This is a genomic window from Shewanella sp. WE21, assembly GCF_002966515.1.
Taxonomy (GTDB): domain Bacteria; phylum Pseudomonadota; class Gammaproteobacteria; order Enterobacterales; family Shewanellaceae; genus Shewanella; species Shewanella oncorhynchi.
Window position 1 is genome coordinate 3,254,186 of record NZ_CP023019.1, and the last position, 20,948, is coordinate 3,275,133.

The following is a 20,948-nucleotide window of genomic DNA, read 5'->3' on the forward strand; positions in this document are numbered from 1 at the left end:
TTCTAAAGTTGTAAACTCTAGTAGTTCACCACCTCCCGTGCTGCCTATTCCCTCAGTGCCGCCTTATCATGGCCTGATTAATTAACAGGAACACGACTATGACATTGCAAAGTGGCTTTATTGTCATTGGTACCAGCGGTAAAACGGTAGATGGCCGCGATATTAAGCCGCAGTGGCTAGAAGAAGCGGCGGCTACCTATGATCCCGCGCTGTATACCGCAGTGATTGACCTAAACCACTGGGACACCCGCTGGGCTGGCACCTATGGCAAGGTGCTCGAAGTGAAAGCGGGCAAGGATAATCGTGGCAATACGACGTTGCTGGCCAATATCGAGCCGAGCAGCTCGCTGGTCGAGATGAGCCGCGCGCAAGTGTTGTTTACCTCTATGTCACTTGATCCCAATTTCCAAGATTCTGGCACGTGTTATCTCGATGCGTTGGCTGTCACGCCAAAACCTGCATCCGTGGGCACTGAGCAATTGATGTTTGCCAGTGGCGCAACGGATGACAAGCGCATTACCACTGACTTTGTGCAAACGCCGCTGCAATTTAGCGACAGCTCGCCAAATGATCCCGATGAAAAACTGTTTAGCCGACTGCTCAAGCGTTTGCTGGGCACAGACACAGCATCCTTATTTACTGAGCAGGAGAAACACATGACTGAAAAAGAACTTGAAGCACGCTTTAGTGCGCTTCAAAACACACTGGCTGACACCATTGCTGCGCAATTTGCGAAGTTTCAATCAGGGGCGGAAGCGCCCAATGATGACAAGGCGCTTGAGTCTGCTAAAGCGTTGCTCGCCAAGCATAACTTTAAGGTTGAAGCCGGCGCAGATGATACAGCGCTTAAATCTGCACAAGCATTACTTGCAGCCAACGGCTATAGCGTCGCTAAAGACGCTGGCCAAGCCGAGCTTGATGCCGCTAAAGCACTGCTGAGTGCACAAGGCTTTAGTGTTAAGCCGGTTGCGACAGGTGGCAAAGATGATCTTTCCGCTACAGGCGGTGAGCTTGCAGATAAAGGCGCCATCGTGACGCGTGAAGAGTTTGAACTGCTTGCCAAGCAATTTAGTGACGCCACCGTTAACGAGGCGAATTTTACCGCCAGTCAAGACCATGGCGGCAGCGACACAAGCCTTGATCACCTTTAATTGACTCATACACAGAGGCTCCAATGTCTTTAAATCTTTTTTGTGACAATGCAACACAAACGCGCATTGCAAAAATGCTTGAGCGTACCCGTACGGCCTATAGCCTGAAAAAGGACGGCGCGTACTTTTCAGTAGAAGCGCCCAAGGAAACCAAGCTGCGTTCCGCCATCATGTTATCTAATGCCTTTCTGCAAAAGATTAACATGGTCGATGTCTACCAAATCAAAGGCCAAGCGGTCACGGTGGGCAGTGATCGTCTCTCTACTGGGCGTGATAAAGAACGCTTTGCCGGCGAGACGCCAGAAATTGATGGTTACGAGTATGAACTGTCAGTGACCGATACCGTGGTGCATATCACTTGGGCACGGTTAGCCGAGTGGGTGCATTCAGGCTCACAGGGTGAGTTTGAGAAAAAACTCATGGAATATGTCACGCAGCAAATTGGCAATGACATGCTGCGCGTGGCGTGGAACGGCACCCATGCCGCCAAAATCACTGATCCGATAAAGTACCCGAATGGCCAAGATGTGAACGAAGGTTGGCATGCGCGTATTCGCCGCGTTGCCCCGGAGCAAATCATTGGCGCTGACTTGGATAAGGATGATGTTGAAATCTACTTTGATCCCAAAGGCACCCGTGATGCCAATGGTGAGCTGCAGTCGGATTACAACACCTTGGATGCCATGGCGTCTGACTTAATCAATAACGTGCTAGCGGAAGAGTTCCGCGATGCGGGTGATCTCGTAGTGCTGGTTGGTCGCGATTTGATCGCTGCGGCGCAATACCGCCTCTTTAGTCAAGCGGATACACCGCTTGAGCATAACGCCGCGCAAAAGCTGGATAAGTCGATTGCCGGGCGTCCGGCCTATGTGGTGCCTTACTTCCCAGGCAAGCGCATGGTGGTGACCTCGCTTAAAAACCTGGCTATCTACACTCAACTGGGAACCCGTCGCCGTAAAGTCAAAGATAACGATGACAAAGGCCGTTTAGAGTCTTACCTATGGCGTCTAGAAGGCTACATGGTTGAAGAGCCACGCAAGTACGCTGCGTTTGATGAAAGTGTGGTCGTGATTGGCTCTTTTGCTGAACGGGCCAAGCTGCCGGTCGTGACTACGCCAATTGCTGACCAAACGGTGGCACACGGTACATCGGCCACATTCACTGTGGTTGCCAGCAATGCCAATACCTATCACTGGCGCATTGATGGCCAAAGCGTTGCGATTGATGAAAATGGCACCTTTGAAACAAGCTCTGAACTTGCAGCAGGTCAATATCGCGTGGCCGTTGAATGTGTGGGTGAGTTTGGTAACGCCTTAAGTTCAGCATTGCTGACTGTCAGCGCGTAGGAGCTTGTTATGACGTCACCTTTACAACAACGACGAGCGCGAATTGCATCGGTGGCGCTATCTCAATCCGTATTGGCGCAAACGGGCGACGGTATACCCACGCCAGCGCTGACCAATAAAAGCGAGTGGGACGTGGTGCGCGCGTCTATTGCAAAAGATAAACGCGCCCTAAAAGGCATTAAGCAAATCCGCGAAAAGCTGGAATACAAACAGCGCAACCTTGAGCAGTACGCCCACGTGTTAAGTCGCAGTGATGTCCCTAGCGACATTGCCACGGCCTTGATGGTATGGCTGTTTGATTGCGGTGATATGCCGCGAGCCGTGCCATTAGGATTGACCTGCGTACAGCATGGCTTTGCTATGCCAGACGGCTTTAAGTCTGACGTTGCTACCTTCATGGCGGACAGTGTGCTGGCATGGTCTGAGGCGCAATGGCGCTTAGGTCAAGCGACAGGACCTTACTTTAATAACATGCTCCATCTGGTTGTGAATGAGTGGAACCTGTTTGAGCAAATTGAAGCCAAGTACCTCAAGTTAGCCGGCTTAATGACACTGGGCACCCACACCCAAAAGGTGCGCCTCGTGTCTGAGCCCGAGCGTTTGTATGCCGCTAAAGCTTTATTTGAAGAGGCGCTTAAGTGCTACAGCAAGGTCGGCGTCAATGTGCGTATTGAAGAAATTGATAAACGCTTAACCAAATTAAATCTTCCGCTGCAAGTGGTAGCGGAGTAACGACTACCCAACCCACTGTGACCGGACGCATCAGCAATGGCCAAGGGGCAATTATTACTGGCGCAGTTCCGGTTCACTCTAAGGATGACCATGTTTCAAGACGTGAAAACGCCCGACACGGTAGTGGATGATGAGGTGATGAATGACGGCTTTTTTCCGAATGTGTCTATTGCTGATTTTCAGCGTGAATGCCGCATTCCGCCTGAATATAACCCATCTCAGCAGCGCAACATGATTATTAGTGCCATCGCGGGCATTAACATCGAATTAGTCAGCTTTCGTCAGCGAAGCATGAGCCAGGGTTATCAGCAGATGGCCGATATTGGGCCGCGAATTGGTGGGCAAAGTGCGCACGTTTCATCGTATTTACAAGCGGTGCACCACCGCGCGAAGGCGTCGCTGTTAGTGCATTTTGCCACGCTTGAGCGCCGTAAAGAGGCGGAGTCTTTGGGTAAAGAAGGGCGAGAAACCCACACCAGTTTAATGGCGTTATCGCAAATGGCGGTGCGCAACATCCTTGGCATGACCGTGGCTTCGGTAAAATTATTGTGAGTAGTAGCACTTACATGGCCTTACTCGCCAGCGCTTACAAAGCGGCGTTGACTCGCAAGCTGGGCAGCGTGGGTAAGGATAAGTTTGATTGCTACATCGATGGCGGCACATTGCTGCCATCGTTTAAAGACATGGGCGACGGCATGATTGTCGCCCGATTTAATTACAAAGCCATCTTTGAATTTGAGGCTTTGCCAGCGTCATTAATGGATCCGCGCATTTTGATGGCGACGACGACTTGCTGGCTGCTGGAGAACGACAAAGACAGGAAGCAACAAAACCTTAAAGGTCCCGTGATTGAGGTGGATGCTTACGCGACGGATAACCAAGGCTCGCTGAGTGATATGACGATTGAAATTGAATTTTCAGAGCCTATCACCATGCAAAAAGTGGCCGAGGGTGAAGGCGACATTCAGTACAACGGTGCGCAATGGAACATCGCTCCCTTTGCGGTGGATGTGGCTGAATCGGGCGAGGTATTAAGCCGTGAACGGTGAGTTTTCAGCAGCCGACATCGACAAGGCTACCCGCGCGCTCGAGCGTTGCCGCTTAACATATCGTCGTGAACAAGTGGTATTGCGGCGCATTGGTCGCGCAGTGATAAAGCAAGCCAAGAAAAATGTACGAGAGCAAAAGAGCGTAAACGGTCAAGCGTTTGCGCCCCGGCTTAAAAAGCGCAAAGGGCGGCGCAAGATGTTGCCCAATTTGGCTAAAAAGCTGCGCAGTAAAAATGAGGCTAACCGAGTTGATGTCGGCTTTAACAATCGCCTGACGGGGCGCATCGCGCATACGCAACAACATGGTACACCGTCAGAAACATGGACAGGCAAGCGCATGACTAAAGTGCGTGGCCATTATCAGCATTACGATAAACCGCCCACACCAAGACAGGCGCGCATGCTGATCAAGGCCGGCTTTACGTTAAAAAAGAAGCGCGGAGAAGGTCGTAAACGGCCCACATCAAAGTGGGTTATTGCCAACCTAACCCAAGGAAAGCTGTTTGCCATTTGGCGTGAGCTGACAGGACATGAAGCTTCACACCGCTGGGAAATTAATAACGCACCGCGCGCTTTCTTAGGATTAACGCGCCAACAATCAGATCAGATTATTACCCGCGAAGTGTTGCGGGAAATGGAGTAACGCATGCTAGGTAGTGTCACGGTCACCAATCGCAATCAACATCAAAATACCCTTAATGAAGTGGAGCGTTTCCTGCTGTTTGTTGGGAAAACCAGTGCCAGCGCATTACACAACACGCCCACCTTTTTGAATGCACAAACTGATTTGGCCGCGTTATTTGCAGTGGATAGCAATCCTGGCGTGAAAAAGTTTGCTAAATCCAGTGCCGCTATTGCGCCTGACTACAGTTTCCAGCAAGTGCTCGCCGCGCAGTTAAATGCTGGCGCGGGTTGGCAGGCTGTATTTATCGGGGTGCCCGATGGTAGCACCTGGGAAGCGGCTGTTGATCTCGCGCTTTTGCACAACAATGTTGAGGGCATGGTGATTTGCGATCCCTTAGTGAGTATTAGCGACTTTGAGCACGTGAGCGCCAAAGTGGCAGAAGTCGAGGCAAAGCTGGCTCGCTGGATGTTTGCTATTACTACCATTGCCCCGATTAGCCCAGAACAATCATGGCCTGACTATGTGCAAGCTGCCAAGGCCATTGTGACCGATTTTGCCGGTAGCCGCGTGTTATGTGTGCCGCCATTGTTTGGTAACGAGCAAGGTATTTTAGCGGGTCGCTTGTGTGCACGCAGCGTGACCATTGCAGATTCACCCATGCGAGTAAAAACAGGCCCACTATTGGGACTGACTACGCCGCCACTGGATAAAGACGGCAAGGCTATGCCAGACACTATTTTTGCTGAGCTGGATAAAGCCCGCTTTAGTGTGGTGCAAACCTATCCTGGTGAAGCGGGTTGGTACTTTGCCGATGGTAATACCTTCGATGTGGAAACGGGTGATTTTAAAGTGATTGAGCACCTGCGCGTTGTGCTTAAGGCGTGCCGCAATGTATACAAAATTGCCATTCCTACGATTGCAGACCGTGGCCTTAACAGTTCGCCTAACAGTATTGCTAACAACAAACGACTGTACATGAAACCGCTACTGCAAATGGCTGCGCCAGTAGTGATCAACAATGTGAAGTTTCCGGGTGAGATTGAGCCGCCCCATGATGGTGCTATTTCGATTAATTGGATCACCCACAATAAAACAGAGATTTATGTCAGTGTTCGTCCAGTGGGATGTCAAAAAGACATCAGTATTGGTGTGGGTATTGATTTGTCTAAAGCAGATTAACGCAAGGGGTACGCATGTCTCACGGATCAAGTTTAAGTGGATTAGATGTCGATATCACCATCGGCAGCACCGATATCACAGTGGATAAAATAACTCTTGATATTGAAGATAACAGCAAAGCATCAAAGTCGCGCGGGGTTTCCAGTGGTTGGCTCAAGGGGGCTGTGGGGGCAAAGGGCAGTATCGAACTCAATACCGAAAACTTTAGTCGCTTGAGCGACGAAGCAAAAGCGGCGGGTTCATGGCGAGCATTACCGCCTTTTGATGTGATGTGGTATGCCAAAACGGACATTGAACTCAAGGTCGAGGCTTTTGGCTGCCAGCTTAAGATCACCAATCTATTGGATGTTGACCAAAAAGAAGGTGGCGACGGCATGATTCACAAGATCGATTATGAAGTCGTTGGGCGTGATTTTATCAAAATTAATGGCACACCTTATCTGGATGCCAAAGAGGTTGAACACCTCCCGCAACGATAGGAAGTGTTATGGAACATTTATTACATAAGTTTCAAGAAAGTGGCGCCCTTATTGTGATGTTTGTGCTGGCCTGTGGGGCTGGATTGCTCAAAGACAGCCAGCATTCGCTGAAGTCGATCGTGAGCGGTGTGGTGCTTGCTGGATTTGTCGCTTATGGCGTCAATTTATTACTGGTGCATTACGGGGTGGAAGAAAACATCCGCGTGGTGACTGTTGGCGCGGCGGCTTACCTTAATCGCTACATCGTAGACATGCTCGATAAGGTCGCAACGCAGATCACCCGTGATCCAAAATTGTTTTTAGAGCAGCTGCGCAGTATTTGGAAAAAATAAGAGGGATGCATGTTTCAGTTAGGCAAACGCAGTCTTGAACGGCTGCACCAACTTCATCCACTGCTTGCCGCTTGTGTGGCACTGGCAATCACTCGCACTAACACTGATTTTTCCATCAGCGAGACAGTTCGAACCACTGAGCGCCAATATGCGTTATATCACGGTATCCCTAAAAAGACGTGGACGCTTAATAGTAAACATCTGATTCAAACTGACGGCTATAGCCATGCAGTGGATTTAACCCCACTGAAGGTTGGTGGTGCTGCTGATTGGGCTGCATGTCCCTTGGTGGCCAAGGCCATGTTTGAGTCTGCCGACATGCTTGGCATTCGTATTCGCTGGGGCGGTGATTGGAACCAGAATGGCCAAAGCGCAGATGAACATCAGCGTGGCACATATGACGGTCCGCATTTTGAATTTGTCGGTTTACGCTAAAAATCAATGAATGAGGCCGTCGGCATCATCCATCCATTTAACCAGGAGCAAGATAATGAAGAAAGATGACATGAAGGCTATACCTGAAAACGAAGCGTTAGCCTTACTTAAGGGGATGCAAGGGGCAAAATCGGTCACTGTGCCGGTGTTCTTACAACGTCAAAAATTGCATGACGGTGTGACATTTTCTGTCTCACTGGCCGACTACAACAAATTTTTAAACGCCTCGCAGTCTGGCAAGGTCAGCCTAACCGTAGCGTCAAAGGATTTACTGATGCACACCGTGGATAAGGAGCATAAAGCCTTCTTGACTGAGCTTTTGGGCGTGACCGGTATGTTGGATTTTGTCATGGGCGAAGTGATTAAAGAGGTTGCGCCACACGTTTCGTCCACATTGGACTAGTCACCGCCATGGTCAGTGTGTACCGGAAAAACAGTACGAGCCAAGCTCAGGCATTACGTGCTCATTATTTGCCCAATGAAGCAGACACTATCGACAGTCTGGCAAAGGCGATATGGCTTGATGAACATTTCACCCATGCAATGACCATGGCCGTTAATAAAGGTGCCGGTCTGCTCTTTAAATAGGCTTGCACATGAATACAGCGATTTTCGATGCGATTAAAGATCAAGGCGGGCTAGGGTTAACCTCTCCCGCGCTTGAACAAACAATTGATGCAAAGGCTAAGCTCTCACAAGCGTTGTCACAAGTGAAGTCGCTACCCGTGGCAACTCCGCCACTCACGGCAGGTTTTCCGCCAGCGTGGACAGATAGCACAGTGCGCGCGATCGAGGCCAGTATGGTGCAACTTGACGCCACATCACTGACGCTGACGCAAAAACTCACCGATTTACTGCCCAATATTTCCCATGCCAGCATTACCGGCCGCATTAACGGCGTGCCCAGCAGCTGTGCCAATTTATTTTTAGCTACGGGTAGCTTAACTGGCGAACTGACCGAGCCGTTGCTTGGTTTGCTTGCTGCTGGCGCTGGCTACCTTACTCAGATTGATGCGTATCTATCAGGCTTACTCGATGAAAGCGCGTTAATGGCCATGTTAGATCCTCTGAGTGAGCAATTGTCTGCCTTTGGCAAATACATGGCCACGCTTTTTGATAAAGAGAACGCGCTGCTGGCTGAGTTGATTAATACCATTTCGGCCTCAAGCCTCACGCAAACACTGACATTGCTGTGGGATAACCCGTGCGCAAAAGCGCTGCTCAATGAAACGCTTCCGCCCAATATTAAGGCGTTATTGCCATGAGCAATCAATCATTAAATTTTTCGGTATGGTTACGTGACCGGACACAAGCAGGCTTTAGTCAGGTAACAAGCCGTATGCGTAGCTTGCAGCGCTTAGGTCGAGAAACGAAGGATGCTCTTAAAAATACGGGCGCCGGCGCGATGGGGGTATGGGCAGTAGGACAAACGGTAAATGCACTTGTTGGGCCTGCGCGTGAAATGAACAACGCACGAGCTGATTTATATTCACTTCTCAATGGTGATGGTACCCAAACTCTCAATTTGGTTCAGGCAACCGCAATGAAATTTGCTAGCACTTATGGCAAATCTGCCACCGAATTTGTGGGCGCGTCTTACGACATTCAGTCCGCGATTAACGGGCTTTCTGGTGAGACTCTGGCTAATTTCACTAATGCTTCTGCTGTGTTGGCGATGGCGACAAAGGCCGACACTGCAACGATTACAAGCTATATGGGCACCATGTACGGCATTTTTCAAGGTCATGCTGAAAAAATGGGCAAAAGTAAGTGGGTTGAACAAATAGCAGGTCAAACAGCCGTCGCGGTGAATATTTTCAAAGCATCCGGTGCATCAATGAACGAAGCCTTTGCGGGGCTTGGCTCGCGGGCGGCAAACCAAAATATCAGCTCTGCCGAACAATTTGCCATTTTAGGGATGATGCAATCAAGCCTTAAAGGGAGTGTGGCGGGTACCGCTTACGCAAGCTTCTTAGATGCGATGCCGAGTGCACAAAAGAAACTAGGGCTTAATTTTGCGGGTGACGACGGTAAAGCCCTCGGCATGATCGACATTGTGAATAAGCTGAAAGAAAAATTAGGTAGCGAGTTAACTCTTGATGTAGTGGGCCAGCTCAACTCCGCTTTCGGTACCGTTGCATCCGGTCTTATTCAAGGATTATGGAGTAAGACTGACGAGCTTAGTGGGCACATCTCAAGTCTTGGTGAAATAACCAATATGGAACAGGCGGCAGAGATGGCCGCAAAGATAGCGGATCCTTGGAATAAATTATTTGAATCGGTTAATAACGTGCGGGTGATTTTTGGTCAAGCGCTCGATAGGGCGTTGATGCCAATGATCACCTATATGACCGGCGCGGTGGTGACGCTGCAGGACTGGATGATTGCTTTCCCCAATATCACCATGGCTGTGGCGGTATTTGCTAAGTGGATGTTGTACGTCACGGCCATCATTGCCGCTGGCGCACTGTTCCGGGGCGTTTTCATGTTTGCCAAGTTAGGCTGGACGATTGCTAAATGTATTTTTCCGCTCGTGCGTTTATGGCAAATCCTTCAAGGCATCGTATTAATCATGCGTTTAGTCGCAGTGGCGTCTTTTCTTGCCTTCGGCTGGATCCCCGTCGTGATTGCGGTGATTGCTTTGGCGATTGGGCTGGTTATTTATTACTGGGATGAATTGGTGGCAGCATTTTTGGACACCTCTTGGGGCCAAGTGATAATGCAGGCTATCGGTGCGGTGGGTTCATTCTTTGCTGATATTGGCAGTGGTATCGCGTTGATGTGGGGCGGGCTTTTTGCTTACCTTGGTGATGCATGGGGCTGGCTGACACGCTTACTGACGGATATCTCTTGGACAGAGATATTAATGGGGGCGCTGGACGCCTTTGTTGGCAGACTTAAGGGCGCGTGGGAGTTAATGAAGGGGCTTTGGTCAAGCGCTGCTGATTTTATGGGCTGGTCTGACAAACCCGTTATTGAGATGAATAACGCACCTTACGTCAATCCTAACTTTGGCAATATTAAGCCCGCGCAGGACATGTGGTTTAAGCCAGAGTCCATGCTGCAATCTACCGAACTGTCAGCCAGTATCACTCAGCAAACTCAGCTGGTTAATAGTGCCATACCTATTACGACAGCGCGTAACGGTGATGACACTCGCAGCAGCGCACCGCAATGGATGCAGCAGCAAAACCAAACCCAAAACAACCATGCAAATTCGATGTCGATTGGTACCGTAAATGTATCAACAAAACACGCCCCTACACCTACGGATATGCAGAATTACTTTTCCTTGGTGACGCCATGACAAACAGTGTCTATCGCGATTTGTGGATTGAAAATGGTGATGTGGTACTCGATGCCGGGCGCAACCCCATCATCATTACGGATGCGGCCTGTATTGCGCAGGACATCAAGCACGCCATTTTAGAGAGTGGCCTTGCGGTTGAACTGGTCGCAGAGCGAAGCCCCACCGAAATATCTGATATTGAGTATCGCATCATCATGCTGGCCGAAATGGATATTCGTATTGTGCCAGGCACGGCAGAAATCACGCCGCTGGAGGATGGCCGCTTATTGTCTGCCTCGACCTATGAATTTGGAGATGTAAAAACATGGCTGTAACCCCACCCGAATTTGAGCAAGTCCTCAAGAACGCCAATATTCCGAGCTCGCAGGATGCGATTAGGGCGGTGTTTGAAGCGGAAGTAAAGGCGCAAGGTTCGCTCATCAATAACAACAGCACCTACTCGCCATTTTGGCGGCTAGTGCGCAGCGTGATTGTCACGCCGTACCTGTGGTTGATTGATTTTCTACTGGGCACAATTTTGCCGCAGTCGTTTGTCAAAACCGCCACGGGTTTCTTTCTTGATTTGTATCTGCACTCGGTCAACTTGACGCGCAAAAGTGAAAGCGCAGCCAGAGGTGATGTGGTGTTTGAGCGCATGCCCAATGCGCCAGAGTTGCAATTACCTGCAGGGTTTACGATTAGCACAGAGCGCATTAATGGCGTGGTGTATCGATTAGTGATTGATGAGGAGTTAACCCTGCCTGCAGGTGTTACCCATGTGCGCGTCAATTGCCGCGCAGAATCTCCTGGCAGTCATTTCAATCTTGCCGGTGGTTATTATCAAATTCCGCAAACGCCTTTGCCTGGTCTTATCAAAGTGTCGAATCCTGATGATTGGCTCATTACACCTGGCGCGGATAAAGAGAGCGATATTGATGCAAGAGAGCGGTACCGCTCGCAATTTATGGCGGTGTCTGGCTGGTACATCGATGACAAATATAAACTGATTATGGCGCAGTTTGGTGGCGTCAAGGTTGACCAGATTTATATTCAGAAAAATGGCCCACGTGGCCCTGGCAGTGCCAATGCCTATTTATTGTTGGACAGTGGCACGGCCACGCAGCCGTTCCTTGATGCGATTAATAAAGCGGTACGTCTTGATGGTTATCACGGCTTAGGTGATGACATGCTGGCGTTAGCGCTGCCCGAAAAGCCCATCACTATCACCGGCGAGGTGTTAACCGTGGCGCACTTGTCTAATGATGTGCGTGCAGGGCTGATTGATGATGTGGCGCAATACATTCGCTGTGTGTTTCGCGAAAACCAAGCCTACAAGGACACCATGCTGACGTGGCCGTTGGCGTTGTTTAGCTTTTCCACCCTTAATCAAGAAATTCGCAACCAATTCCCGCAGATTGAATCGCTGTACTTTGCCGAACGGGATTTTAAGACCGGCCTTGAGATAGCCAGGCTCACTCAATTGGCCTTAACCGATTTGCGGGAGGGGACATGATCACCTTAACACTGCCGTTTTGGATGCAGAAGGGCGAGCTGGCTAAGCTTCGATGTGCCAGCCAGTCCTTTTGGGAAAAGGTGGATTTATGGCTGCAACTTTCCCTCACCAAGTTTGACTTGTTGACCTGTGACTTGGTTTTTGTTGATTGCGTTGCTTGGGAGCGAAAAATCACCCGCCTTGATGGTGAGGATGAAATGATTTATCGCCGGCGCGTACATTACGCTTTTTTGAATGCGCAAGATGCAGGCATGAATCGTGGCATGTTCAATATTTTTGAGCGTTTGGGGGTGCCTTTACAAGGGATCCTTGAACGTCAGCCAAATAAAGATTGGGATGTGGTGACAATTGAACTTAGTGATGATGCGTTATCAACCCACAAGAACCTGATTAACCTGCTGGTCAATACCTACGGAGCAACATGTCGGCGCTATGAATATCAAGTCAGTACGAAAGTGGTGCAATTTGTTCATGTAGGGCTGATGCAGTGGTCGCATCAGGTTTATGTGAGTACACCGCCACCGCCTGCGCCAGCTAAACCTGTCATCCCTATTAATAATATTTTGTTTTGGGCTTATGCCTGACATTCATCACGGACGCATCTCATGAACCAGACGATTTTAACCAATGCATTTGCCACTTATAAGGCGCAGTGCGAAGCTCATAACCGCCCGATTGTGATGGACGAGTTCGTTTTTGCGATGGTGCCAACACAGCAATACGGTGAACCTATCGACTTGGATGAATCTTTACCGCCCGACAGTCAAATTGTCGGGCGTTTTGCGGTTTCCCAAAAAGGCATGCTTAACCCTGATGCGGTGGTGTATTCGATTATTCTCGGCACAAATGTGGGCTCATGGGACTTTAATTGGATTGGTCTGGTTAACCGTGAGCACAACTTTGTTGGGGTGATCACTCATACCTCAACACAAACGAAGGTCAAGGCTTCACCTGAAAACGGTGTTGAAGGGGATACGCTAACTCGCAATGTTATTACCCCATATACCAACGCCGCCAAACTGACTCAAATTCATGTGAGTGCCGACACGTGGCAGCTGGAGTTTAATCAACGCCTGATGGCAATTGATGAGCACCAGCGTCAACAAAACCTTGACGTGTATGGTGCGGCGGCATTCATTGATGATGGCTGGAAAGTCACCCCACTTAATGGCGCGTTATCTGTGTCGGCCGGTTGTGGTTATGTGCAGGGGTTGCATTGTGATAATACCGCCTTGCAGATGGTGAGTTTAGCCGGCGAGGTGTTACCTAAAACCTTGTTCCTTGTGGCAAGTTTTAAGGGCGGGCTGAATAGTGCATGGGAAACGCATACACAGCTTCGCTTTGCAAATGCCTACCCAGAAGTCACCGAATCTAATGGGGTAATGTACTACGCCCAAGCCATTGCGATCGTTCGAAGTGCTGGTGATATTGAAGATGTGCGTCCCAAAACCTGGCGCGCTCAGCATATTGATACTAATGCAGATCCCCATCCCCAATACAACAAACGTGAAGCGACAGAAGGGGAAAGTGGTGTGATGGCCATTGCCACGCAAAAAGAGGTTGATGATGCCATTAATGACCATAAGGCCGTAACGCCTAAAACGCTGGATAAGCCCGGATTGCTTGCCAAGGCAAAGGCGTATGCTGACAAAATCAAAGAAGATATTTACGGTGGTATTCCAGCCAGTACGCTCGATACCATTAAAGAGGTGGCTGATGCATTACAGGAGGCTGGCGGTGCGGTGCAATCACTGTTTGCTACATTGGCGCAGCTGACCATTCGAGTGGACAATAATAGCGATAATCACACCAGTCATGTGCAAAGCAATGCTGCGCACACACCGCAAAGCGTCGGGGCTGCACCTGCCAATCATACCCATGATTATTCACCCTCAGATCACAGTCACACCCCCGTGTCGATTGGGGCGGCAGATAGAAATCACGGGCACACACCAGTATCAATCGGGGCAGCTGATAGAGGCCATGGGCACACGCCTGAATCGATTGGTGCGGCAGATAGGGCGCATAGCCATGATTACGCAGCCTCAAATCATGTTCACCAAGCCAATGAGATTGCTGGTATTCGCAAATTGGTTACGTCTGGGAACGTGAGTGTCAACCTTCAGAATGGCTCAGAAATATCACTGGCGCTGATTGATACCGGGGTACTGGCGGGGGGCCGAACTTTCGATCCACAAAGTTGGCAAGTCATGCTGAAAACAAATGGCACAGTCAGTTCATCACATCCTCCAACCATGTTCTGGTCTTTTCGTCCTGTTGTGCAGTTTCGGCAGTATTGGGAGACGGGTAATCATGTCTACATTGAAATTTTTGGGCATGGGAATGAAGTCACCGGCACGACAACGGTGGAATGGTTTTTATTCCAAAGAGTGATTTAACGTACACCAGTTGCACGCCAAAGGGCCGTCATGAATTCAATCAGCTACCCCGAATCTATCAAGTTGATAGCATTGCCGGCAAACGACTTTGCCCAGGCAATGGTTGAGCAAGTCAGAGTAACGCAAACAAGGCTTGATGCATTGCCTGCATTGCACAGTCAATCGCCATTAAGCGGACAGGCCAGTCAATTACAAGGGCTCAGTGATGAGCTTGCGCGCCTGCAATGTCAAGGCGTGAGCCTGTGCGTGACACCCTATCAATATGGTGTTGGGCTTAATGGCACATTGTCAGCCGATACCGCGCTGGCGTTTGCAGCGCAGCAACTATTAAACGAGGCCGCTTATAGCGCGGCAGGGCTGGGCGCTTTAGTCCATGGCGTGGCGTTAGTGGTGACCGCGCCAACTCAAAGCCAGTTTGCTAGCAGGCTTAGTGCAGTAACGGATGTACTGGCGTTCCCGCAATGGCTGGCGCTGAGTAACCTTGCCGCTAAGCATGCGGTGCTGGCGATTGAGCGGGCACAAATTCCTAAGGCGCGGCCAGCGCCTTATTGGCAAGCCCTTAGTGTGAGTGATTGCGCGCCACTGCATGGCGTAAATGACACCCTAAGCAATGCCATCAGTGTGGCCAGCGCGTGCGCTATTCATGCCGTTTCGCCCGTTGAACGGTTAACGCAACTCGCTCAAAAACAAGTGGATAGGCTGACATTATTACAAAAACACCTGCAGTCGCTTAATGCATTATTTAGTGAGCAGGTCTATGCCACCACGCTTTCAGGCTTACCTGCAGTGATGGCAAAGCAATTGCGAGATTTTCGCACCGACAACCAACCACACAGTACGGTGCTGATTATGTTGTGTGATACACCACCAGTATTTCTCAACGAGGCACTTGGATTATGACGTTGCAGCTTAACGATAAGTTGTTGATGGGCGAAGATATAAAGGTGTCTATTAAACTGCAATTTGGCGACAGCGACCTAAGCGGTCAAGGCAGTGGCACACAAAGTGCTGAAACCGGCACCAAGGCCAAGCAGCTAACCGTTAGCCTCATTGTGCCCTTTGAGAAAATCGACTGGTTAACCCAAGTTGTCACGCTAGCTGAGGCAACCGACAAAGCCACCGGTGCACGTGTTGTTTACCGTATCGGCTATGATGCGGCAAGGGCGATTAAGCTTTACCAAGCCAAATTTGTGGGTGAGCTCAATATCACTGAACTGGATGAGACTCAAGGATGGCTGGTGAGTTTTACCTTGCAAGAGCTGTTATCGGTGCCTGAGCGTAAAGCACAGCGTGACGCGATTTTACCCGCGAAACAACAAGGCGGTGGCGATACTGTGGTGGCCGTTGATAACCCCAATATTCCACCTAACACCGAGTTAACCGGTTTTGAATCTGTGCTTAAGTACATTGATACCGCCGTTGCAGGGCTTGTGAGTGAAGATAAAGCGGATGAAAATCCTAAGGCAGTCGTGTAAATGAAGCATAGCGAACGCTTATATGTAGGCAACACTCAAGCAGAGGTCATTAGTGCCACCTGCTATTTGAGTTTTCGCAATCCTGGTACCGCACAATTTATCACGGACATTGAGCCCAACGTGGGGCAGTTAGTGGCCTATGAGTGCGGCTTTAATGGTGAGCTGACTCGCTGGTTTACCGGCTATGTTGATTCATACAAGGCGGTTAACGATAACGTCTATTCGCTTTTTTGTCGTGAGCTGAGCGCGCTACTGCGCCATCCTATGGCGCTGTTTTATCAGCATGTCACCCTGCGCGACATTTTAGATGGACTGCATATTAAAACAGGGCTTGATTTTATTATCCCTGAAAAAACATACGCTGATACGCCAAGCGCCTGTATTACAAATCATGGTAACGGTTACGCCTTAATGGATAGTCTTGGCGCAGTATTTGGCATCGATAAATACACATGGCAACAGCAGGGGGATGGCCGCATCTTTGTTGGCAGTTGGCAGGACTCTATCTGGGCCAAGCACAACCTACCTATGCCAGCACATCTTATCGAAAATGCCGCTATCGATACCGCCACTTTTCCATTGGTGCCAGCGCTTCGTCCTGGCGCCATTGTTAACGGTCAGCGGGTGCGCAATATCCAGCTTCACAAAGAGAAGATGGTGGTCACATGGATGACAAAATAGCCCGTATTATCAAGAAGCATTATCCTGAAATATCTAATGGCTGGCACGTGCCTTTGTGGGCCAAGATTACCAGTATCAATGAATCGCCAAACGAGGGCGATTTATCCGATGCCTTCAGGCCGCGTTATTGTGTCAGTGTTAATGTGCTCACCAAGCAAGGCACAGAGGCCGATTTACCGCAGATGCACAATATTGCGTTAGCCGGCTCTTTATCGATGGAAGGCGGTTTCTTGCACCTACCCGAAGTGGGGGCGATTGTGACGCTATCATTTGCCTTTGGTATGCCCGATAAACCTTACATCGATAAGGTGCTACCTTACGGCTTAACCATGCCAGGCATTAAACCCGGTGAAGTGATTATGCAGCGCCGCGCCGGTGTTAACGTGCATTTGGATGATGAAGGTAATATCAACCTCAATACCGACCGCGCCCTTAACGAGTTATCCAGAGCCCATAATCAAAAGACCGGTCACAGTGTAAGTGAGCGCCTATCGCGCACTACACGCACCAAAGCCCACTCACTACATGAGGTAGGCGGTCAGTTTAGCCTTGAGGCGCTCGGGGCGTTATTACTGCTCACCACGGGGCATGCTGAGCTGTCAGCGCTGGAAAGCCTGACACTGACCACTGCAGATGACTTAAACGAGAATATCGCCGGTAAGCGTCAAAGTGTGATTGATGAACTGCTTGATATTGTTATCACCAAGGCAGGACACTTGAATTTAAGCGATCAAGGCTTTGATGTATTCATCAAGGAAGGCGGCGTTCGTATCGGTAATGAAGTAGTGGATGTGGTCGCGACCTTGTATAAGTTGATTGATTGCGTCAGCCAGCTGGCCAACGCCTTATCGTCTCATACCCACACCGCACCACATGGACCGACATCCCCGCCTATGCAAGCGGGGGTTATCTCAGGCCAAGGCTTACAAGCGGATGTGCTAGCGCAGAAGCTGAAAGGGATTGTGGTATAATACGTATGAACTCATACACGAATTGACAGTTTTAATCGTACAACCTCCACCCGAAACCTAGCTCACTTTGAGACAATAACGTTTTAGAGCTTAAGCCCTGAAAAAGACTATCGTCATTAGGGTATGCGATAATGCTCCATTTAGAGGCGAGTACCGCAGACTAAAATTCAGGAACACAGCGAGTATTTGTCCCTGAGTGCGTAGCGCACGACTACAGTGGCTTGTTAGGTTTATCTGTAAGTTTAAACTGATGAAGTAAAGTCATAAACACAAAAAAAGTTATAAACTGACCTACAGGATATGCACGTGGTACACCAAACTCAAACAATATAGGGCCTAATATCTTAAGATGAAATAATGTCATCGGAATAAAGCCAATTAGGAAATACTTTATGTTAATAGAGTGCTTAATTCTTTCTTTGCAATGTGGGCATGTCGTTATCCTGCCAAAAGAAAAATTCACCTTTGAAAAATACTTGATGGTTCCATTACATGATGGGCAATACATACTGCTTCCTTGTAAAACCTAACACACTGTTACAGGCTAAAAAGCGACGAACGAGCAAGTTTCAACTGTATTTAGTCCTTTTTTAACAGCTTATTAGAGTACAAAAACGTGATAGACCCTTTGCTCTAACTCGTCAGTTTCGGATTAAAATTTCTGTGGGTTAACGCCCGCTTAAGGGGCAGCCAACGCTACTACCAAGCTTCCGCATAACACTGTAATCACGAAAACCAACGCATAGTAAAAATGCCGCGCGTTGGCTGTCCCTCTTGAAGCGTTTGTTAGCCAGCTTTGTCCGCAGTGAAATCAAAGGTCTCAAGCATTTTTGGCTTTAGCTTACTATCTGGTACATCTTTAATCGAATGTAGGAATTCTTGAATCATCTGCAATACGGTATCGCAGCACCACGTTGCAAATAATTCATTTTGAATGAGGTCTATCCAACTACACTCTAAATCTTGTGAATTAAAAAGATTTTTAGACTGCAAGTCGGTGAAAAAACGTGGGTGATCTTTAAGCGTTTTCTCAGGGTAACCAGTACCTATAATAAGTTCATCTTCATGTATTTCAGACTTACGATGTACTAGTTCATTTCTCACTTTCATAAGTAACTTGAAATCCTGATAAGGTTTTTGGTTATGATTCCAAGATGAGCCACTTAATAATAACCTTCCAATTTCGAATTTATTTTGAGTTGAAGCTTTATTGTTTTGCAAATCATTCATCACTGAATAAAATGTTTTCTCATGCTCTGCAAACCTTCCGCCAACTGTCATTTTGCAACAAGTAACGGTCTCATTAATAAAGGCTTCAAGTGCATTAAATGAAAACATTAAGCTAACTAACGCTTGTTCAGGATGCTCTTTAGTTCTATCTCTAGCATCGACCGCGATATCATAGAGTGTGATTGCACGGAAATACCCTTTTTTTCTTTTAACCATAAATCCTCCGTTTACTATTGCTGGCTAACGTTTGGTTAAGGGGCGGGCTTTAGCCCGTCCCAGTGAGCAAAGCGAACGATTTGAACCACTTGTATGGATAATAAACTCACCTGATTACAAATAATTTCCAGTTTCGGGTAATGTGAGACCCAGGCTTTAGCTGCAACTAAAGCTTTCCTTGTCGTAGTTCGATTGAACGCTGGCTCCTCTATTGAGAGACCGATAACAAGAAAGAACGCGACAAAGGACTCCAAGCAAAATACTCGAATAGTCTACTGGGTCTCGAACCCGCATTTGCAAGCAAGAGTTAGCTTATTATGAAAACAACGTCTAATCAAAACATTAACGTAGGTGTTGATACTGGCAAGTTTCAACTCGACATTTATATCCGCCCTCTCAATATCTATTTCACTGTATCGAACGATGAAAAAGGGATTAAAGAGGCTATCAAAACCATTAAAAAATACACTCCTGAGCGCATCGTTATCGAAGCGACAGGTCGTCTTGAAATGCCATTCATTATGGCCTGCGCTGAGGCAAACTTACCTTTTGTCATCGCCAACCCTGTACACATAAAACGTTTTGCAGGTGCCATTGGTCAACGGGCAAAAACTGACAAGCTCGATGCGCAACTTATAGCGCATTACAGCGAAGCGATTAAGCCGACCTTATCAACCTTAAAACCTGATGTAATGCGTGCTATGAGTGATTTAGTCGCAAGACGAAATCAACTATTGGTGATGCAGACGATGGAAAAAAACCGCCTTCAAATATTGCCAAAAGAACTTGAAATGACCATTAAACCTATTTTAACGGCGTTTAAAAATCAGATTGAAAAGATTGAAATAAAAATCGTTAAACTCATTGAGTCAAACCCTGATTATCAAGCGAAAAATACGCTGCTTCAGAGTATGAAAGGTATAGGTAAAATCGCCGCAGCTTCCATCATCAGTAACTTACCAGAATTGGGTTATATCAGTAACAAGGAAGCAAGCGCATTGGTCGGTGTGGCACCGATGAATAAAGAAAGCGGGCGCTTTAAAGGCATGCGAAAAATACAAGGAGGAAGACATCAAGTGAGAACGGTTTTATATATGGCAATGATGTCAGCCATACAATCTAACCCGGTTTTTAAGAGCACCTATCAGCGATTAGTTGCCGCAGGGAAACCTAAAAAAGTGGCTATCATTGCCTGTATTAGGAAGATGGTGGTGACGTTAAATTCGATGTTGAGAGACGGTGCCCTATGGGAAGCGCCAAAAGCGATAAATTAGCTATTGACGCCATAGTCTCTTGTTATGTTTCTCTATTACGAGGAGGCCAAGGTCTTATTTGATATTTTAGTTGAGCCTCAATGCTCCAAGCTTCGGGTTTGATTTTTGGGTTAAACCATTGAAAACCTGAGGCAGCCCACTTTAGGTAATGTGATTCTAGGTCGTCGTAGCCGTATTCACAGCCGCAGCAAGGACAAATATCGAAGCTAAAGCGGAGTTCTTGTGCGCTTGAATAGGTTTCGCTGAGTGGGCCGAACCCGCATATAGGGCAATGCTCTATGGGCACTTCACGCTTCCTTGCTGAGAGACATAACATTTTATTAGTGCGCATGCGCGTGTACCTCATTAGACCAGTGAAAACGCGCACAGTTAACGACCTGTATGCAAAGAACTTATCAGCTTTTTATCAAATACACCATCCGGAAAAACGCGCATGCGCGTTTTCCAAACCTATTAACTAATTTTGGAAAAGTATATGCAAATGATTTTAAAGAGTTTTGTTAATTTTAGGCTGGATAAATGCGCAAACTAATGGGTGTGAAAACACTCAAAAGCATCTAAATTTAAATACG

General features: G+C 48.2%; 24 protein-coding genes. 23 read left to right on the forward strand and 1 reads right to left on the reverse strand.

The genetic code is table 11. The annotated features are described in order from the left end of the window. Window positions 1-98 precede the first annotated feature (98 nt). The 22 genes from CKQ84_RS14210 (at window position 99) to CKQ84_RS14310 (ending at window position 17,656) form a co-directional block, all read left to right on the forward strand. Entirely contained in the window at window positions 99-1,151 is a 1,053-nt protein-coding gene (locus CKQ84_RS14210; protein ID WP_105251772.1) for a GPO family capsid scaffolding protein, read from the forward strand. Window positions 1,152-1,174: 23 nt separating this feature from the next. Beyond that, complete coding sequence (locus tag CKQ84_RS14215) at window positions 1,175-2,497, forward strand: phage major capsid protein, P2 family (RefSeq protein ID WP_105251773.1); 1,323 nt, start codon at window positions 1,175-1,177, stop codon at window positions 2,495-2,497. A gap of 9 nt (window positions 2,498-2,506) precedes the next feature. Continuing rightward, entirely contained in the window at window positions 2,507-3,229 is a 723-nt protein-coding gene (gene gpM / locus CKQ84_RS14220; protein WP_105251774.1) for a phage terminase small subunit, read from the forward strand. Between the two features lie 90 nt (window positions 3,230-3,319). Then, window positions 3,320-3,781: a head completion/stabilization protein gene (locus tag CKQ84_RS14225; RefSeq protein WP_158683054.1), complete on the forward strand. Its 462-nt coding sequence runs from the start codon at window positions 3,320-3,322 to the stop codon at window positions 3,779-3,781. After that, window positions 3,778-4,278: a phage tail protein gene (locus tag CKQ84_RS14230; protein ID WP_158683056.1), complete on the forward strand. Its 501-nt coding sequence runs from the start codon at window positions 3,778-3,780 to the stop codon at window positions 4,276-4,278. The genes CKQ84_RS14225 and CKQ84_RS14230 overlap by 4 nt, the downstream gene beginning before the upstream one ends. Then, window positions 4,268-4,921 carry a phage virion morphogenesis protein gene (locus tag CKQ84_RS14235; RefSeq protein WP_105251777.1) on the forward strand — a complete coding sequence of 218 codons (654 nt, stop codon included), beginning with the start codon at window positions 4,268-4,270 and terminating at the stop codon, window positions 4,919-4,921. The genes CKQ84_RS14230 and CKQ84_RS14235 overlap by 11 nt, the downstream gene beginning before the upstream one ends. A gap of 3 nt (window positions 4,922-4,924) precedes the next feature. Beyond that, window positions 4,925-6,082 (forward strand): DUF2586 domain-containing protein, encoded by a 1,158-nt coding sequence (locus CKQ84_RS14240; RefSeq protein WP_105251778.1) that lies wholly within the window; start codon window positions 4,925-4,927, stop codon window positions 6,080-6,082. A gap of 14 nt (window positions 6,083-6,096) precedes the next feature. Further along, window positions 6,097-6,561 carry a phage protein gene (locus CKQ84_RS14245; RefSeq protein WP_105251779.1) on the forward strand — a complete coding sequence of 155 codons (465 nt, stop codon included), beginning with the start codon at window positions 6,097-6,099 and terminating at the stop codon, window positions 6,559-6,561. A gap of 8 nt (window positions 6,562-6,569) precedes the next feature. Further along, window positions 6,570-6,893 carry a hypothetical protein gene (locus CKQ84_RS14250; RefSeq protein WP_105251780.1) on the forward strand — a complete coding sequence of 108 codons (324 nt, stop codon included), beginning with the start codon at window positions 6,570-6,572 and terminating at the stop codon, window positions 6,891-6,893. Between the two features lie 9 nt (window positions 6,894-6,902). After that, window positions 6,903-7,328: a M15 family metallopeptidase gene (locus CKQ84_RS14255; protein WP_105251781.1), complete on the forward strand. Its 426-nt coding sequence runs from the start codon at window positions 6,903-6,905 to the stop codon at window positions 7,326-7,328. Window positions 7,329-7,383: 55 nt separating this feature from the next. Then, window positions 7,384-7,731: a putative phage tail assembly chaperone gene (locus CKQ84_RS14260; RefSeq protein WP_158683058.1), complete on the forward strand. Its 348-nt coding sequence runs from the start codon at window positions 7,384-7,386 to the stop codon at window positions 7,729-7,731. An 8-nt stretch (window positions 7,732-7,739) separates the two neighbouring features. Beyond that, window positions 7,740-7,916 (forward strand): hypothetical protein, encoded by a 177-nt coding sequence (locus CKQ84_RS23885; RefSeq protein WP_173913191.1) that lies wholly within the window; start codon window positions 7,740-7,742, stop codon window positions 7,914-7,916. Between the two features lie 8 nt (window positions 7,917-7,924). Further along, complete coding sequence (locus CKQ84_RS14265) at window positions 7,925-8,593, forward strand: hypothetical protein (RefSeq protein WP_105251783.1); 669 nt, start codon at window positions 7,925-7,927, stop codon at window positions 8,591-8,593. Beyond that, window positions 8,590-10,635 (forward strand): phage tail tape measure protein, encoded by a 2,046-nt coding sequence (locus tag CKQ84_RS14270; protein WP_105251784.1) that lies wholly within the window; start codon window positions 8,590-8,592, stop codon window positions 10,633-10,635. The genes CKQ84_RS14265 and CKQ84_RS14270 overlap by 4 nt, the downstream gene beginning before the upstream one ends. Next, window positions 10,632-10,952, forward strand: a complete 321-nt coding sequence (locus CKQ84_RS14275) for a DUF2590 family protein (protein ID WP_105251785.1) — start codon at window positions 10,632-10,634, stop codon at window positions 10,950-10,952. The genes CKQ84_RS14270 and CKQ84_RS14275 overlap by 4 nt, the downstream gene beginning before the upstream one ends. Continuing rightward, window positions 10,943-12,130: a baseplate J/gp47 family protein gene (locus CKQ84_RS14280; protein WP_105251786.1), complete on the forward strand. Its 1,188-nt coding sequence runs from the start codon at window positions 10,943-10,945 to the stop codon at window positions 12,128-12,130. The genes CKQ84_RS14275 and CKQ84_RS14280 overlap by 10 nt, the downstream gene beginning before the upstream one ends. Continuing rightward, window positions 12,127-12,714 (forward strand): phage tail protein, encoded by a 588-nt coding sequence (locus CKQ84_RS14285; RefSeq protein WP_105251787.1) that lies wholly within the window; start codon window positions 12,127-12,129, stop codon window positions 12,712-12,714. Before CKQ84_RS14280 ends, CKQ84_RS14285 begins: the two co-directional genes overlap by 4 nt. A 21-nt stretch (window positions 12,715-12,735) precedes the next feature. Next, window positions 12,736-14,529: a phage tail protein gene (locus tag CKQ84_RS14290; RefSeq protein ID WP_105251788.1), complete on the forward strand. Its 1,794-nt coding sequence runs from the start codon at window positions 12,736-12,738 to the stop codon at window positions 14,527-14,529. 30 nt (window positions 14,530-14,559) lie between these two features. Next, window positions 14,560-15,429 carry a hypothetical protein gene (locus tag CKQ84_RS14295; RefSeq protein WP_105251789.1) on the forward strand — a complete coding sequence of 290 codons (870 nt, stop codon included), beginning with the start codon at window positions 14,560-14,562 and terminating at the stop codon, window positions 15,427-15,429. Further along, entirely contained in the window at window positions 15,426-16,004 is a 579-nt protein-coding gene (locus tag CKQ84_RS14300) for an adenine glycosylase (protein ID WP_105251790.1), read from the forward strand. The genes CKQ84_RS14295 and CKQ84_RS14300 overlap by 4 nt, the downstream gene beginning before the upstream one ends. Beyond that, window positions 16,005-16,685: a hypothetical protein gene (locus tag CKQ84_RS14305; RefSeq protein ID WP_105251791.1), complete on the forward strand. Its 681-nt coding sequence runs from the start codon at window positions 16,005-16,007 to the stop codon at window positions 16,683-16,685. Beyond that, window positions 16,670-17,656, forward strand: coding sequence for a hypothetical protein (locus CKQ84_RS14310; protein WP_158683060.1), 987 nt, complete (start codon window positions 16,670-16,672; stop codon window positions 17,654-17,656). The genes CKQ84_RS14305 and CKQ84_RS14310 overlap by 16 nt, the downstream gene beginning before the upstream one ends. A 786-nt stretch (window positions 17,657-18,442) precedes the next feature. On the opposite strand, the gene CKQ84_RS14325 is transcribed toward CKQ84_RS14310, so the two are convergent. Next, the gene (locus CKQ84_RS14325) at window positions 18,443-19,102 is read right to left on the reverse strand and encodes a hypothetical protein (protein ID WP_105251794.1); all 660 of its coding nucleotides are present in this window, start codon (window positions 19,100-19,102) and stop codon (window positions 18,443-18,445) included. Between the two features lie 317 nt (window positions 19,103-19,419). On the opposite strand from CKQ84_RS14325, the gene CKQ84_RS14330 reads away from it, so the two are divergent. Continuing rightward, window positions 19,420-20,376, forward strand: coding sequence for an IS110 family transposase (locus CKQ84_RS14330; RefSeq protein WP_105251795.1), 957 nt, complete (start codon window positions 19,420-19,422; stop codon window positions 20,374-20,376). Window positions 20,377-20,948: the final 572 nt, after the last annotated feature.